Origin of the sequence: Rickettsia montanensis str. OSU 85-930 (assembly GCF_000284175.1) — a bacterium.
Taxonomy (GTDB): Bacteria; Pseudomonadota; Alphaproteobacteria; order Rickettsiales; family Rickettsiaceae; genus Rickettsia; species Rickettsia rickettsii.
On the sequence record NC_017043.1, the window covers coordinates 648346 to 664063 of the forward strand.

Genomic DNA, 15718 nt, shown 5'->3' on the forward strand with positions numbered 1-15718 from the left:
ATCTAGAAAAATAACTTAAAACATTAATAACTTTAGTATTTATTACTGGATCCTGTGGTCAAGCCACGGGATGACAGAAGTGAACTGACACATGCAAAAACCTATAATCGAGTTTCGTAACGTATCTAAAAAATGCGGTAATAAATTGCCGATAAATAACGTTAGTTTCACTGTCAAAAAAAATAATATCACTACTTTAATCGGACCTAACGGTGCAGGTAAAACTACCATAGTACGATTAATGCTTGGGCTTGAAAAACCTACAAGCGGTGAGATTATAATTGGTCCTAGACTAAAAATTGAATATGTACCGCAGAAGTTCGGATTAACTCCTGATTTACCTATTACAGTAAAAAAATTTTTAGATTTGTTAGCACCGAGTAATTTTAATAACAATATTAAAGAGATTAACTCATTTATTGATTTGGAACATATAAAAGATCAAGAAATTTCTAAGCTCTCAGGAGGGCAGTTTCAAAAGGTAGTTCTTGCATGTTCAATAGTTAATAATCCCGACTTAATTATTTTAGATGAACCGTTACAGTCTTTAGACGTAACAAGCCAACAAGAATTTTATCAGCTTATTAATTTGATTCGTAAAAAGCTAAATATTACGGTTTTTATGATTTCTCATGATTTATTTACCGTAATAAAAAACTCCGATCAAGTGATATGCTTAAACGGTCACATATGTTGCAGCGGAATACCAAATGAAATAACTCCTAACTCTGAATTCTCAAATGCACTTTCTGCTCTAGGCTTCTATACCCACCACCATGACCATAAGCATTAGAATTCTTGCATAACTTATTTGTCTCCAAAAGGATCTCTCCTTATTAGCTATGTTATACAAGAATTCTATTATACTTGAATTGTATTCCACGCTCACCTAAGCTTGTTCTGTAGCATCACCTATCACCTCTACTTTTAATGCATTGTGATCCGTATTATCGAACTGAGTTAAATCATTTTCATTTGTATTACCTGATTCTTGTTGGCCTGTTATCACATTAAACAATTCTTTCGTAGTGAGCCCGGCCTTAGATAAGCTTTTTACCTTATAACTATTTTCAATAAGGAGTTTCTACTGACCTGCTTCTATAGCAAGTAATTTTTTTATACTAAGACCGTCGTCAATTAAGATTTTTACCCGCAAACTATTTTTAATAACTAAGTCTTGCTGACTTGGTTTCATTGCAAGTAATTCTTTCACACTAATACCGGCGTCAGTCAAATTATATTATAGTCATTTTCAACAAAGAATTCTTGTTTATCGTTTTCTATATTCGAAATTTGTGCAAAAGTAAAACCTATGTTACTGTTAAATCTCGGTTAATTTGCTTACTTATTATAATTTGTTGTAATAATTTACTATCAGTTTTTAGCTCTTCAATAGTAGAATCATGTCCTATAGATTGGCAAGAATTACTAAATTCACCAAGCATAAAACCTCTCATATCATCGGCAGGTAATTTAGAAAAATTATACTTTTTGCCTTTTACCTCTATATCAAAATTAATATCAGGCATATAACCTTCTTTTTTTAACTTATATTCTTTTATAAAGTTCAATGCTTTTTGAAAACTATTATTATCTAGTTTTCCTTTTAAAGAAAAATTAGCTAAATTTTTTGCATGTAATTTATTTTCTTCTGATAATTCTTCTTCGTTGTACTTATTAATTACTATTTCAGTTACTTGATTTACTAATTCTTTTAAATCATTTTTAGTTATCTGCTGAAAATCATTTAATTTATTTTCTTTAAGAATTTTTTATTTTTCAGTTTTTTCCAGTAAGTGTGCATTACTGAAAATATATAATGAGTCTCTTCCAGATTTATTTAAAATTTGAAAAAATTCTAATGTTTTGGAAGAAGTTTTTGTGGTAAATTAAATTGAAAATTCAATTCTATTGTTTCTTTTGTATCATAATTAACAGTTTTTAAGTAACTTTTTATATCTTCTAAATTTCCAAAGTTAAGTAGATAATTTTTTAGCCATTTCTAAAGAATTTAAACCGCCATTCTCCTTATATAAGTCAGCGATTATTTGACAATATGGCAATATTTCCTTACATACTTCTTTACTAATAAGATTTTTTTAAGGCGTGTATTTTGTACTTAAATATTGCTTATGTATTTTTTCATCATTAGTATTTAATTGATCAAAATTTTGTTCTAAGCGTTTCTTCGGATCTTTTTTATCTATACATTCTTCGGTAGTTAATAAATTATAAATTTTTTCAATACTATTAAATGTAACTTTCATTAATTTCTTCTTTTATAATTATTCTACAGAAAACCATAAAACATGGTAATAACCATAAAATATGATAATTTTTAGAAAATAGCAAATTATATAGAGTAACTTGCTATTTATTAGATCACACCAAATATTGCTTTAAATATCTACCGGTATGGCTTTCCTCACAGGCAGCGATGTCGGCAGGGGTGCCACATACAACTATCTTACCGCCTTTGTCGCCACCTTCAGGACCGACGTCAATAATATAATCTGCAGTTTTTATAACATCTAAATTATGCTCGATAACTAAAACGGTATTGCCCATATCAACAAGTTTATGTAATACTTTTAACAATTTATTAATATCGTCGATATGTAATCCCGTAGTCGGTTCATCAAGTATATAAAGCGTTTTACCGGTTGAACGTCTTGATAATTCTTTAGCAAGCTTAACGCGTTGTGCTTCACCACCTGAAAGAGTAGTAGCAGACTGACCGATTTTAATATAGCCTAGGCCTACTTCATTTAAGGTAATTAATTTTTCATAGATTAACGGTATTTTTTCAAAAAACTGCATCGCATCTTCTACAGTCATCATCAAAATATCGGCAATAGATTTACCTTTATATTTTATTTCAAGCGTTTCTCTATTATATCTGTGACCGTTACAAATATCACACTTTACATATACGTCAGGTAGGAAATGCATCTCTATTTTTATTAGCCCGTCACCTTGGCATGCTTCACATCTACCACCTTTAACGTTAAACGAAAATCTGCCTACTTTATACCCTCTAGCTTTTGATTCAGGTAATTCCACAAACCAATCCCTAATATGGGTAAAGGCACCTGTATAAGTCGCAGGGTTTGAACGAGGAGTTCTACCTATCGGAGATTGATTAATATCGATAATTTTATCAATATATTCAAGTCCTTTTAACTCTCTATATTTGCCGGGAAATACTTTGCTAGTTGGCTCTAAATGCTTTAGAGCCGCTTTATATAGGGTATGAATCATCAAGCTTGATTTACCGCTTCCCGATACGCCCGTTATAGCGGTAAAAGTACCAAGCGGAATTTTGATATCAACATTATCTAAATTGTTGGAAACCGCCCCAAGTAATTCAATTACCCTATTATCATGCCCTACTCTTGTTTCAGACGGCACTTTGATTGTTTGACGACCGCTTAGATACCTACCTGTGATACTTTCTTCAAAATTCTTTATTTCTTCAGCATTTCCTTCCGCAATAACACGACCGCCGTGAATACCGGCTCCCGGTCCTATATCAATAATATGGTCTGCCTCATATATTGTTTCTTCGTCATGCTCGACTACCAAAACGGTATTACCCAGATCTCTAAGCCTTTTTAGTGTCTCAATTAATCTTGTATTATCTCGTTGATGAAGACCGATAGACGGCTCATCAAGTACATATAAAACACCGCTCAGTCCTGAACCTATTTGAGATGCAAGACGAATACGCTGACTTTCCCCCCCCGATAAAGTACCTGCTTCTCGTGATAACGTGAGATAATCAAGCCCGACATTCATAAGAAATTTTAATCTCTCGGTAATTTCTTTGAGTATACGCTCAGCAATAAATAATTGCTTTTTATTTAATTTTTCTTCTAAGTGACTAAACCATTTTTGCAAGGCTGCAATACTCATACCTGCTACTTCGCCTATATGAAAATTTGCTATTTTAACACATAATGCTTCGTCTTTTAATCTAAACCCTGAACAAGCAGTACATTTATGCTCTGACTTAAATTTAGCTAGTTCTTCTTTAATTAAAACCGATTCTATAGTACGGTCCTTTTCTTGCAAACTTGGTATTATACCAGCAAAAGGTTGTTTTATTATTTGCGTTTTAGAACCATCGTGAAATTCAAACTTTATTGCCTCTTCTCCTGAACCTTCAAATAAAATATCCTTAACATTTTGTGATAAACTTACAAAAGGTACTTCAATAGAAAATTTATAATGATTGGCAAGAGCCTTTAATGTCTCTAGGATAAATTTAGAAGATGTACTACCCCAAGGCACTATTGCACCGTCTTTAATAGAAATTCTTTGATCCGGAACTATTAAATCTCTATCAAAGAAAAACTCCTTACCTATCCCTTCACATTTAGGACATGCTCCAAAAGGGCTATTAAAAGAAAAGATTCGAGGCTCTATTTCAGTAAGCTGAAAACCCGATACCGGACAAGAATATTGCTCGGAAAAAGTAATACGCTGATTTTTTTCAAACTCGCTCTTAACTGCCGGCGGTAATTCTACAATTTCCAAATAAGTAATACCCTCGGCAAGATTTAACGAACTCTCTAAGCTATCTGCAAGTCTATTACCTAAACTTTCGTCTAGAACTATTCTATCAACGATCACTTCTATATTATGCTTCTTATTTTTATCAAGTTTCGGTAAATCATCAATTTCGCAAACTTCCCCGTTAACTATTAATTTCTGAAAGCCTTGCTTTTTCAGATTCATAATTTCACGCTTGAACTCACCCTTATGTCCTCTAACAATAGGAGCGAGTAAATATATTTTCGTACCCTTAGGTAGTTCGTTAATTATATCTACCATCTCGGAAACTGTTTGGCTATGTATCGGAAGACCGGTTGCCGGAGAATAAGGAATACCCACCCTTGCATATAATAACCTAAGATAATCGTAAATTTCCGTTATAGTTCCAACCGTAGAACGTGGATTTTTGGAAGTAGTTTTTTGGTCAATTGCAATAGCAGGCGATAATCCGGAAATAGATTCTACATCAGGTTTATTTTGTAAATGTAAGAATTGCCTTGCATATGAAGATAAACTTTCAACATATCGCCTTTGACCTTCTGCATAAATAGTATCAAACGCCAAAGAAGACTTGCCTGAACCGCTAAGACCAGTGATAACAACAAATTTATTCCTTGGAATATTAACATTTATATTTTTTAGATTATGCTCTTTAGCACCGCGTACCTTAATATATTCTTGGTTCATAATCACTTCACTACAAAATTTTTGAGATATTTTTAAAAAAACCTGTGGTATTATAGGCTCTTTTATTTTATTATTGCAATAATAATATTTTAAAGTAGGTAGTAATCTATGGCAGGTAGTTTAAATAAAGTAATATTAATAGGTAATGTAGGGCGTGATCCGGAAATGAGAACTACGGGCGAAGGGAAAAAAATCATTAATCTTTCCTTAGCAACAACCGAAACTTGGAAAGATCGCATTACCAGCGAACGAAAAGAACGAACTGAATGGCATAGAGTAGTGATATTTAGTGAAGGGCTAGTATCTGTTGTAGAACGCTATGTCACAAAAGGTAGCAAATTATATATTGAAGGTTCATTGCAAACCCGTAAGTGGAATGATAATTCAGGTCAAGAAAAATATACCACGGAAGTTGTGTTACAAAACTTTAATTCACAATTAATATTATTAGATAGTAAAAACTCTAATAATCATACTCAAGATTCAGGGCATAGCGAATATAAACATCCTGAAACTAAAAATCATTCCTTTGACCATAGCGACTTAGACGACGAAATACCGTTTTAATCAAAATTGTTATGAAAAATTTTATTTGGGCAATAATATTTTTAATACCAATATTTCTTTCAGGGTGTTCTACTACTCATGATGTAGCTAGCAGGGTAAAGCATTCGCAAGATATAGCAACTCAAAATAACTTTCAGATGAGGCTAGTAAACGGTGGTGATTTTACTCTTACGACTTATCAGCGTATTACCGACCGTAACCTACCTTTTGTATTCTATATTGAGGGAGATGGACATCTTGCGGATGGATATGCTAATTCCGACAACCCGACTCCAGTTAATCCGATGCTCTTAAAGCTTGCTACAATGGATAAAAGACCGAATATTGTTTATATAGCAAGACCTTGCCAATATACTCCTTTAGAAATGAACTCAAAATGCATTAGCGATTATTGGTTAGATAAAAGAATGGGGCAGGAAGTCGTAGATTCAATTAACAATGTCATAAATATTATCAATAACGGACAAAAATTTAGCTTAGTCGGCTTCTCCGGTGGCGGCGGGCTTACAATATTAATTGCCGCTCAAAATAGTAATGTTAAAGATATTATAACGATTGCTGGTAATTTAGATACTAAAAAGTTTGATAAATATCATAATTATCGTGGTTACTTAGTTAAATCCTTAAACCCGATAAATTATGCAAAACAGGTTAATAATACCCCTCAATTACATCTCTCCGGCATGGATGACAAAAGAGTCCCGCCTTTCATAGCAGCACTTTACGTAAAAACAAGTAACTCACCGTGTGTAAAAAAGCAAACTTTTCCTAATATTTCTCATTCAAAAGGTTGGGATAAAGTTTGGTCTAATATATTAGATATTCCTCTGATTTGTAATTAGGCATTAGGAAATATTATTAATCCATATTCAAGCACTTATTCCAATCTTTAAACGCTTTACTTCCGTAACATTTACATATGCTGTATCAGCTGCTTGTATGTATGTTATTAGCTCTTTTGGTTTTCCTCATTTAATAAAAACCTTTGGAAACTGGGGGGTATTAATTATTATGATTCCAACAAGTATTGGATTTGGTATATTTCATTTTGAAAAATTGGAGAAAGAAAGTGGAAATTATCCGACAAAATCTTTTACTCCTTCTCCGGTGATGTCTGCTTAATTGATAAATATTTATAGCAGGTTTCCTGTAATATCTCTTAGTTTAAGACACTCAGCAAAAATTATAAAACGCGTATTATTGAGAATTAAAGGAAGTAATCAGAAGTTTTAATAATTATAATTTATAATATTGCCGAAGTTTCACTAAGCCTTGCAGCTTAAGACCGCCTTTAGCATGCATCCATCGCAGTAACTCGTTAGCAGCGTTTGCACATTCACCTCGGTTTAGCTTTTGCCGCAATGTTGATGCTTGAAATGCCCCAGCCCCGCAGTTGAAAATAAACGAGATTAAGGCGTCTTGTTGGTTTTCGGTTAATGGCACGCCCTAGTGGACGATTATCGACCCATTTACCAGCTTCGAGTAATTATTATTTATCTTTCTACAGATCCTCGCTTGCTTTTTTGCGATATATTCTCGGGAGTAGTAATAGAATGAGGAAGGGAAGATTTATGTTTGTTAATAGTAGCCCTTATGCGTTCTAGTGTTTGTTTAGTATTTTTATTAGCATGTGTTATAGCATCCATATAAATACCTACTTCTTTCTGTTCTTTTTTGAAAGCTTCTTTATTTCCTATGTTAGCCAAAGCTTTAAAACTATGTTTTATAACTTGTCCAATATTTTTAAAAACATGCGAATTATCTTTTTTAGCTGTTTCTCTGCACCATATATCTAGATTCTCTAATTCTTTTTTGATTTCTTGAGAAATTGCTTTTTTGTTTTCAGGATTTTCCTTCCCTTTTGCATAAGTATTAATAATCTTTTCTAATTTTTCTTTAAACTCTTTTTCGTTATTACTCGGTTTTAAATTAAGCATTACACCAGAATGGTCTGATGATAGTTCTTTGAGGGTATTAATAATCATTTCTTCTTTTTTAGAAGAAAGAGAAAAGCTGCTTAGTTTAGAGACTTGGTGAAAGACAATTAATATTCAGTTAAACGGTCAAAAGCTTGATTTTATGCTGCATCTGCGGTTTGATACGTTTGTAGAAATACCGAAAAATGAAGAATGGCGCACCCTAAAGGATTCGAACCTCTGACCCACAGATTAGAAATCTGTTGCTCTATCCAGCTGAGCTAAGGGTGCTAAACATTTATGGCAAGCATTATATCAGTTTAAGCAAAGTTTTTCAAGGATTCTTTTTTTATTAAAAATAATGAGCAAATATGATAAAAAATATTCATGGATAAATTCTACAATTACAATTCTTCTTCACATCAGGCTTTACTTAGTTTTAAAGTAAAGCCTAATTCTAAACAAAATTTAATTAGCAATTTTGTCATTATTAATAATATCCCATATCTAAAATTATCTATAAAAGCAATACCGGAACAAGGTAAAGCGAATGAAGAAATCATAAATTATTTAGCAAAAGAATGGAAATTATCACGTAGTAATATCGAAATTATTAAAGGTCATACTCATAGCTTAAAAACGATATTGATAAAAAATATTAATGAAGACTATTTAAATTTGATTATTAATTCCTATATTAAATAAGGTACAGTTGTTGCTAGACTTCCAATGTCATTCCCGCATAGGCGGGAATCCAGTTTATATTTATTATTTTCTAGATTCCTGCTTCCGCAGGAATGACATAAGCAGTCATATAACGAAAAAATAATTTATTAACTGGAATAATTATGACACAAGAAAAAAAGAAATTTGATGCCGAGGTTGGCAAGATTTTAAATTTAATGATTCACTCTCTTTATAGTAATAAAGAGATTTTTATGAGGGAGTTAATTTCCAATGCTTCGGATGCTTGTGATAAATTACGTTATTTATCTCAAAGTAATAGTGAATTAGTAGCTGGCGATAGCAATTTTAAAATTACGGTTAAAGTCGATAAAGATAACGGACAAATCATTATCCGTGATAACGGCATCGGCATGAATAAAGACGATTTAATTGAAAATCTCGGTACTATTGCAAGATCGGGTACGGCAAATTTTCTTAAAAGCCTATCCGGTGATTCTAAAAAAGACAATATGCTAATCGGTCAATTTGGTGTTGGATTTTATTCAAGCTTTATGGTAGCCGATAAAGTGACTGTAACCTCAAGAAAAGCTGGGGAAGATAAAATCCATATTTGGGAATCAGACGGGCTTGGTGAATATACTGTCTCAGATTTAGATAAAGAGTTTACAAGAGGTACAGAAATCGTTTTACATATCAAAAAGGAAGAAGATACATTCCTTGATCATTTTAGATTAAAACACATCGTTAAAAGCTATTCCGATCACATAGCAGTACCGATATATTTCTTTGATGAAGCTGGTAATAATGAAATCCAGCTTAATTCAGCTTCTGCATTATGGACAAGACCGAAATCGGAAATTACGGAAGAACAATATAAAGAATTCTACAAAAGCCTATCTTATGCCGTTGATGACCCTTGGATAACTATGCATAATAAAAATGAGGGAGCTATAGAATTTACTAACCTACTTTTCATTCCATCAAGCAAAACATTTGATTTATTCCACCCTGATCGCAAAAGGCGAGTAAAATTATATATAAAAAGAGTATTTATATCTGATGAGAATATAGATTTAATCCCGTCATATTTAAGATTTTTACGAGGCGTGGTTGATTCAGAAGATTTACCACTAAATATTAGCCGTGAATCACTGCAGCATAATAGTGTGCTTGAGAAAATCAAAAGTGCTATTACAAAAAGAGTGCTTGGCGAGCTTAGAAAAAAGAAAGAGGAATCACCTGAAGAATATAATAAGTTTTGGGCTAATTTCGGCGGTGCTTTAAAAGAGGGTTTATGTGAGGCTACTACCGATCATGAAAAATTATTAGAGGTATGCATATTCAGAAGTGCCTTGCATAATAAAATGATCAGCCTTGACGAATATATAGCGAATTTTAAAGAAGGGCAGAGTACTATATATTATTTAAGCGGTGATAACCCCGATAAATTACTTTCAAGCCCACAAATCGAAGGGTTGTTAAGTAAAAAAATCGATGTATTACTTTTTACCGATACAGTGGATGATTTTTGGGTAAATGTTAATAGCAAATATAAAGAACATGCTATTAAATCAGCGACAAGAAGTGATATCGATGTAGAGCAAACTACTTCACAATCTGAGGAGAAAAATACAGATAGTAAAAAATCCCATGATGAATATAAATTGCTAACAGATTATTTTAAAGAGACACTAGGGGAGTTGGTAAAAGAAGTTAAGATCTCTAAAAAACTTACTTCAAGTCCTGCTTGTCTTGCCGTTAGCGACACTGCTATGGATATTCGTATGGAGAGATTTTTGATTGAGCAGAAACAAATAGCTAATGCCTCAGCTAAAAATCTAGAGTTAAACCCTAAAAATAAAATCATAGAGAAAATCTTTAACGACTTAAAAGCAAATAATAAAAATAATGAAGAATTGGTTAATCTAATATTTGATCAAGCCTGTATTTTAGAGGGTGAACCGGTTGCTGATACAGGTGCATTTTCAAAGAGATTAAACGACATTGTACAAAAAGCCATATTATAACTTTAAACTTTTTTAATTTTAATGTAGAATAGTTGCAAACGTGAGTTTGGAAGTATTGTTCTGTTCGATGTCATTCCCGCGTAGGCGGGAATTCAGGAAGAACATTCAAAATATCTGAATAGAATTTTATAATTAATAACAATGGATTCCCGCCTACGCGGGAATGACATCGAGAAAATGTCTTATTACGATACTATATTTAGCAAACATATAGATAAGATCAAAAGCGAAGGAAGATATCGAGAATTTAAGGCCTTAAAAAGGCAAGCCGATAATTTTCCTTTTGCAGAACACGCTAATAAACAAATAGTTATGTGGTGCATTAATGACTATTTGGGTATGAGTAAACATGCAAAAGTAATGCAAGCTTCTATAGATGCCTTGCTAAAATACGGTGTTGGATCAGGCGGAACTCGCAATATCGGCGGTAATAATATCGCCATTCTTGAGCTTGAAAAAGAACTTGCAAATTTACACAAAAAGCAAGCAGCTTTAGTTTTTACATCCGGTTTTGTTGCAAATGATACAACGCTTGCAAGTCTTGCTAAAATTATGCCGGATATAGTATTTTTCTCCGATGAGCTAAATCATGCATCAATAATTGCAGGGATTACAAGTTCAAGAGCCGAGAAATATATATATAGACATTTAGACGTTAAGCATCTAGAAGAGCTTTTACAATCAGTCGATATTAATAGACCGAAAATTATTGTTTTTGAATCGGCTTACTCTATGGACGGTTTTTTCTCACCTATCAAAGATATAATCAACTTAGCCAAGAAATATAATGCTTTAACCTTTATCGATGAAGTTCATACGGTCGGTTTATACGGTAAACAGGGTGGCGGTATTGCAGAGCTTCTTAATTGTAGTGATCAAATCGATATTATTCAAGGGACGCTTGCCAAAGCATATGGTACTATTGGCGGTTATATCACTAGCAACCATAATTTAGTCGACACTATAAGACTAACCGCTCCAGGGTTTATTTTCACTACTTCATTGCCGCCGGTAATCTCTACCGCTGCAACGCATAGTATTAGACATCTTAAAGAATCAAATGAAGAACGAATAAAACATCAAGAAGTAGTTACAAAACTTAAAAATTCTTTTGAACGTTTTAATATACCTTATTTGAAAAATGAAAGTCATATAGTGCCGATAATTATTGGTGATCCGATTAAAGCGACGAAAGCCTCAAATATGCTCCTTAATGAATACGGTATTTACGTTCAACATATCAATTTTCCAACCGTACCGAGAGGTATGGAACGCCTCCGAATCATCCCAACCCCTGCCCATACCGACAAAATGATCAATGATTTATCTGTAGCTTTAGTGCAGATACTTGCCGAACTTGATATAGAATTATCTTCTGCTAAAGAACTTAACGAAGAAGTACGCTTAAATCTTATTGCTTAATGCCATTGTGAGGAAAATTACGCAGTAATTGACGAAGCAGTCTAATAAAAAATGCTCTTAATGTTATTCCTGCGTGGCATTGTTACGTGGATTGGTTTTCCGTCATTGCGAGAAGAATTACGTAGTAATTCGACGAAGCAATCCAGTAAAAAATTCTGCAAATCAGAATTTTTTTAATTATTTTTTTGGATTGCCACGTTGCTTCGCGCCTCGCAATGACGATTTGGCCTCCACGCAACAATGCTTTCAGTTGTTTAGCTCATGATGATATCTATCTTTGGTTAACAATGCCACAAATCTTATACCCAATTTATTTACTTGCTTTTGCTCCTAAATCATCTAGTTTATTGAAATATACTCTAAAAAAAGTAAGATATAACCTTTTAAATTCTTTTTAAAAAATAAAGGGTTACCCCATAAATACCTTATCTTTACATAATTTAAAAAGTAGTTGTATTTTTATACCACTATAATATTAATTTCTATATAATTAATTTGTTTACTTTGAAGAATTTATAATTTATTTTTTCTGCAAAATTTCAATACAAAGCTGTAATTATTGAGCTTTTAAAGTTAACTCAGATAAAGAACAAACGAGCAATAACAAAAAAGAAAAAAGTACTTATACAAAATCGACTACGGCTAGTCGCTTAGCTCATGACAATATCCATCTTTAATTTAGCAATATCTAAAAAATAAAGTAATATGAATTTTAACTTAATATAATTACCGAATATGTCTTTTTTTGACCACAAAACTGCAATTATTAAACTCCTTAAAACTCATGCCGGCAAAGAGTTTACTGCTTCTAAAATAGCAACCTGGCTAGTTGATACTTATCCTGAAGAAGCAAAGAAAAAAGAGGAAGCAAGCAATGATAAACGATTACTTAATGCTAAAAGCAAAGTAAGAAAGAGAAAAATTATTATCATGATTTATAGACACACATTAAACAGGTTATTACGTACTATATGAAACACCGCACCGAACATTAATACAATAAAAAAGGGAAATCGGGCTAAATTTGTTATATTAATAATACCGATAAGATATTTGATATATCCAAAATTATTAAAGCCCTTGAAAATTATAAGAAGCAGGAGCTTACTGTTATGGAAATGGCTCAATTGCTGTTAAGTGCCAACGCGAAATAGTTAGTGATTGCAAAAATAGACGACTATATGCCAGCAAAGGTGAGTTCTGCGAAACTCACAGTTAGCAATGCCTAATCCTAATGGGATTTTACAAAAACTATTGCATATTTCAGCTCTTTAGTTTATTTTGATTAGCAAACTATATACAGAATTAATGGATTATTAAAATGGGAATTACCGTATTAAAAAACGAAGGATTGAATTTTCATGCAAGAATTTCTACTCCTTTAAGTGAGATAGATGACGATATTCAAAAAGAATTACTTGATTTAACCAAAAAAGTTAAAATAGCAGGTTTTAGAGCCGGTAAAGTACCGGTTTCAATTGTTAAGAAAAAATACGGTACTTCCGTCAGGAATGATATAATAGAAAGAAGAATTAACCATTCAGTAAATCACATTATTAAAGAGCATAATCTAAATATAATCGGTAGACCCAAAATTGAAGAATTACAAAACGAATCCGATAAAACTTTAGAATTTACCGTAAAAATAGAGCTATTACCTAAAATTACTATTCCGGATTTTAAAAAAATCTCACTAGATCGTCCAAAATTAGAAGTAAACTCTAAAGATGTTGAAGAACAACTAGAAAAACTTGCCGCATTAACAAAAAACTATACTAAAGAAAGTAAAGCAAAAATAAAAGACGGAGATCAGGTTACTATTGATGCAATCGGGTACATCAAGGAGAAAGCTTTTGAGGACGGTAAATTAAATGATTTTAAGGTAATAATAGGTAGTAATGCACTTATTCCCGGTTTTGAGAAACAATTAATAGGTTCTAAAACAGGTAGTGAAGTAGATGTTAATGTTACTTTTCCTGAAAATTACCATGCTAAAGATTTAGCAGGTAAGGATGCTCGTTTTGTAGTACAAATTAAAGCAGTACATACTGCAGAACCTACCGTTATCGATGACGAATTTGCTAAAAAATTCCAAAGTAATAGCCTTGAAGAATTGCGTACACATTTTACTAAACAAATAGAAAATGAGTCGGAAGAAGCTATTAATACTATAATGAAAATGAACTTATTTGATAAGTTAGAAAAATTGTTAGATTTTGATGTACCAGAATCTTTATTAGAGCAAGAAAAAAATATTCTAAAGTCCGGGACCGATCAAAATGAACAAGATGAATCATTATTGAAAGATAAATCCTCTAAAGAAATAACAGCATATTATAATAAATTAGCCCTACGCCGTGTGCGAATAGGCTTATTACTTGCTGAATATGCAAAATCTAAAAATTTGCAATTAGAGCCTGATGATTTAAGAAAAGTTATTATGCAACAAGCACGTAATTTTCCTGGGCAGGAAAATATGATATTTGATTTTTATAAAAATAATCCTAGAGCAATTGAAGGACTTAAAGGTCCTGCCTTAGAAGATAAAGCTGTACAATATATATTTAATCACGAAATAAAGCTTAAAGAAAAGAAATATACTAAGGAAGAGCTAGAGAAATATCTAGAAGCAGAAGAGCAACGTATTACTTTAATTTAAAGTTTATTAATTGTCATTGCGAGGGGATATTATTGTGTGGATATTAAGTCGTCATTGCGAGCGAACGTTAGTACGCGTGGCAATCTCAGGAATCCTCGCAATGACAAATCCTCAGTATCCACGCAGGCAATACCTAGTATTATTACTCCTGATTTTTTATAGTCTCTAAAGCAAGTTTAACTATTTTACTTACTCCAGCATTAGTGTAGGTAGAGATAGGAAAAACTTCTTTATTAGTAACTTTCTGCAACTTATTTATTTTTTCCTGTATTTCCTCATCTGTGAGAACATCGCATTTATTAAGACATATGATTACGACTTTATTTTTTAGATAATCGGAATATGATTCAAGCTCAAGACGTACTGTATTATAATCTGCAACTACATCATTACTAGAACCGTCTATTAAATGTATTAATACATTACATCTTTCTATATGCTTTAAGAATTTATCGCCAAGTCCGTGACCTTGATGAGCCCCCTCAATTAAGCCAGGAATATCGGCCATGACAAACTCTTCGTCATCAACATATACCACTCCAAGATTCGGCACTAAAGTAGTAAAGGGATAATCGGCAATTTTAGGCTTGGCTGCCGTTACAACGGATAAAAAAGTAGATTTACCGGCATTTGGAAGCCCCACAAGCCCAACATCAGAGAAAAGTTTTAAACTTAAATGAATCCACATTTCTTCGGCAATTTCTCCTTCCGTACGCTTTCTTGGAGCTTGATTAACCGACGATTTGAAATGGCTGTTACCAAGACCGCCACTTCCTCCTTTAATTATTTCAAAGCTTTGATCATCCACAGTGAAATCATGCAATAATATATTGCCGTCCTCGGAAAAGATTTGAGTACCGATCGGAACATCAAGAACTAATGATTTTCCTGATTTACCGCTTCTATTTGAATCTTTACCGTTTTCGCCGTTTTCTGCGGTAAAATGCTGTTCATATCGATAATTTACTAGCGTATTAAGATGGTGATTACTCCTGAAAATAACACTACCGCCACGTCCACCATCACCACCATCCGGTCCGCCTCTGTCAATAAATTTCTCACGATGGAAACTAACACAACCATTGCCACCGTCCCCACCTTTTATACATATTTTAACTTCATCAATAAAATGCATATGATTTATATTTTCAACGTCATTGCGAAGAGCGAGGCGACGTGGCAATCTCATCAAATCT

General features: G+C 32.8%; 16 protein-coding genes, 1 tRNA gene and 1 pseudogene. 9 read left to right on the forward strand and 9 right to left on the reverse strand.

Annotated elements, in window-relative coordinates; genetic code table 11:
* The first annotated feature begins 91 nt into the window (after positions 1 to 91).
* Positions 92 to 793: a metal ABC transporter ATP-binding protein gene (locus MCI_RS03550; RefSeq protein WP_014409685.1), complete on the forward strand. Its 702-nt coding sequence runs from the start codon at positions 92 to 94 to the stop codon at positions 791 to 793.
* Positions 794 to 1084: 291 nt separating this feature from the next.
* Here the strand turns inward: MCI_RS03550 and MCI_RS10280 are convergent, their stop codons facing one another.
* From MCI_RS10280 to uvrA, 5 genes and pseudogenes are all read right to left on the reverse strand, one after another.
* Positions 1085 to 1213: a hypothetical protein gene (locus tag MCI_RS10280; protein ID WP_269479116.1), complete on the reverse strand. Its 129-nt coding sequence runs from the start codon at positions 1211 to 1213 to the stop codon at positions 1085 to 1087.
* Between the two features lie 97 nt (positions 1214 to 1310).
* A complete protein-coding gene (locus MCI_RS03560; RefSeq protein WP_156794966.1) occupies positions 1311 to 1529 on the reverse strand; it encodes a hypothetical protein in 219 nt (72 codons plus the stop codon).
* A 183-nt stretch (positions 1530 to 1712) separates the two neighbouring features.
* Positions 1713 to 2000, reverse strand: a pseudogene (locus tag MCI_RS10515) (hypothetical protein); the annotation flags it as partial.
* Positions 2001 to 2099: 99 nt separating this feature from the next.
* Positions 2100 to 2267, reverse strand: coding sequence for a hypothetical protein (locus tag MCI_RS08520; RefSeq protein ID WP_014409686.1), 168 nt, complete (start codon positions 2265 to 2267; stop codon positions 2100 to 2102).
* 115 nt (positions 2268 to 2382) lie between these two features.
* Positions 2383 to 5244, reverse strand: a complete 2862-nt coding sequence (uvrA, locus tag MCI_RS03565) for an excinuclease ABC subunit UvrA (protein ID WP_014409687.1) — start codon at positions 5242 to 5244, stop codon at positions 2383 to 2385.
* A 108-nt stretch (positions 5245 to 5352) separates the two neighbouring features.
* Here uvrA and MCI_RS03570 point away from each other — a divergent pair, with 108 nt between their 5' ends.
* From MCI_RS03570 to MCI_RS03580, 3 genes are read left to right on the forward strand one after another with little or no spacing between them, the layout of a single operon-like run.
* Positions 5353 to 5811: a single-stranded DNA-binding protein gene (locus MCI_RS03570; RefSeq protein ID WP_014014871.1), complete on the forward strand. Its 459-nt coding sequence runs from the start codon at positions 5353 to 5355 to the stop codon at positions 5809 to 5811.
* Positions 5812 to 5822: 11 nt separating this feature from the next.
* A complete protein-coding gene (locus MCI_RS03575; RefSeq protein ID WP_014409688.1) occupies positions 5823 to 6653 on the forward strand; it encodes an alpha/beta hydrolase family protein in 831 nt (276 codons plus the stop codon).
* A gap of 10 nt (positions 6654 to 6663) precedes the next feature.
* Complete coding sequence (locus MCI_RS03580; protein WP_041404112.1) at positions 6664 to 6933, forward strand: hypothetical protein; 270 nt, start codon at positions 6664 to 6666, stop codon at positions 6931 to 6933.
* A gap of 114 nt (positions 6934 to 7047) precedes the next feature.
* On the opposite strand, the gene MCI_RS03585 is transcribed toward MCI_RS03580, so the two are convergent.
* From MCI_RS03585 to MCI_RS03595, 3 genes are all read right to left on the reverse strand, one after another.
* Entirely contained in the window at positions 7048 to 7254 is a 207-nt protein-coding gene (locus MCI_RS03585; protein ID WP_014409690.1) for a lysozyme, read from the reverse strand.
* A gap of 50 nt (positions 7255 to 7304) precedes the next feature.
* Positions 7305 to 7796 (reverse strand): hypothetical protein, encoded by a 492-nt coding sequence (locus tag MCI_RS07000; RefSeq protein WP_014409691.1) that lies wholly within the window; start codon positions 7794 to 7796, stop codon positions 7305 to 7307.
* A 145-nt stretch (positions 7797 to 7941) separates the two neighbouring features.
* Positions 7942 to 8018, reverse strand: a tRNA-Arg gene (locus MCI_RS03595).
* A gap of 96 nt (positions 8019 to 8114) precedes the next feature.
* Between MCI_RS03595 and MCI_RS03600 the strand changes: the two genes are divergently transcribed.
* The 5 genes from MCI_RS03600 (at position 8115) to tig (ending at position 14522) form a co-directional block, all read left to right on the forward strand.
* Positions 8115 to 8432: a DUF167 domain-containing protein gene (locus MCI_RS03600; protein WP_004997180.1), complete on the forward strand. Its 318-nt coding sequence runs from the start codon at positions 8115 to 8117 to the stop codon at positions 8430 to 8432.
* A gap of 143 nt (positions 8433 to 8575) precedes the next feature.
* A complete protein-coding gene (gene htpG / locus MCI_RS03605) occupies positions 8576 to 10441 on the forward strand; it encodes a molecular chaperone HtpG (protein ID WP_014409692.1) in 1866 nt (621 codons plus the stop codon).
* A gap of 177 nt (positions 10442 to 10618) precedes the next feature.
* Entirely contained in the window at positions 10619 to 11863 is a 1245-nt protein-coding gene (gene hemA, locus MCI_RS03610; protein ID WP_014409693.1) for a 5-aminolevulinate synthase, read from the forward strand.
* A gap of 735 nt (positions 11864 to 12598) precedes the next feature.
* Positions 12599 to 12838 (forward strand): hypothetical protein, encoded by a 240-nt coding sequence (locus MCI_RS09800; RefSeq protein WP_014409694.1) that lies wholly within the window; start codon positions 12599 to 12601, stop codon positions 12836 to 12838.
* A gap of 346 nt (positions 12839 to 13184) precedes the next feature.
* Positions 13185 to 14522, forward strand: coding sequence for a trigger factor (tig, locus tag MCI_RS03620; RefSeq protein WP_014409695.1), 1338 nt, complete (start codon positions 13185 to 13187; stop codon positions 14520 to 14522).
* Between the two features lie 142 nt (positions 14523 to 14664).
* Here tig and obgE read toward each other — a convergent pair whose 3' ends face one another.
* Entirely contained in the window at positions 14665 to 15657 is a 993-nt protein-coding gene (gene obgE, locus MCI_RS03625) for a GTPase ObgE (RefSeq protein ID WP_014409696.1), read from the reverse strand.
* Positions 15658 to 15718 lie beyond the last annotated feature (61 nt).

What these genes read in the sequence shown, in the direction of transcription:
- MCI_RS03560 (WP_156794966.1), bottom strand. Translation starts at nt 1,529, where the DNA reads ATGCCTGATATTAATTTTGATATAGAGGTAAAAGGCAAAAAGTATAAT.
- MCI_RS03550 (WP_014409685.1), top strand. Translation starts at nt 92, where the DNA reads ATGCAAAAACCTATAATCGAGTTTCGTAACGTATCTAAAAAATGCGGT.
- tig (WP_014409695.1), top strand. Translation starts at nt 13,185, where the DNA reads ATGGGAATTACCGTATTAAAAAACGAAGGATTGAATTTTCATGCAAGA.
- hemA (WP_014409693.1), top strand. Translation starts at nt 10,619, where the DNA reads ATGTCTTATTACGATACTATATTTAGCAAACATATAGATAAGATCAAA.
- htpG (WP_014409692.1), top strand. Translation starts at nt 8,576, where the DNA reads ATGACACAAGAAAAAAAGAAATTTGATGCCGAGGTTGGCAAGATTTTA.
- MCI_RS03600 (WP_004997180.1), top strand. Translation starts at nt 8,115, where the DNA reads ATGGATAAATTCTACAATTACAATTCTTCTTCACATCAGGCTTTACTT.
- uvrA (WP_014409687.1), bottom strand. Translation starts at nt 5,244, where the DNA reads ATGAACCAAGAATATATTAAGGTACGCGGTGCTAAAGAGCATAATCTA.
- MCI_RS07000 (WP_014409691.1), bottom strand. Translation starts at nt 7,796, where the DNA reads ATGATTATTAATACCCTCAAAGAACTATCATCAGACCATTCTGGTGTA.
- MCI_RS09800 (WP_014409694.1), top strand. Translation starts at nt 12,599, where the DNA reads ATGTCTTTTTTTGACCACAAAACTGCAATTATTAAACTCCTTAAAACT.
- MCI_RS03570 (WP_014014871.1), top strand. Translation starts at nt 5,353, where the DNA reads ATGGCAGGTAGTTTAAATAAAGTAATATTAATAGGTAATGTAGGGCGT.
- obgE (WP_014409696.1), bottom strand. Translation starts at nt 15,657, where the DNA reads ATGCATTTTATTGATGAAGTTAAAATATGTATAAAAGGTGGGGACGGT.
- MCI_RS03575 (WP_014409688.1), top strand. Translation starts at nt 5,823, where the DNA reads ATGAAAAATTTTATTTGGGCAATAATATTTTTAATACCAATATTTCTT.
- MCI_RS08520 (WP_014409686.1), bottom strand. Translation starts at nt 2,267, where the DNA reads ATGAAAGTTACATTTAATAGTATTGAAAAAATTTATAATTTATTAACT.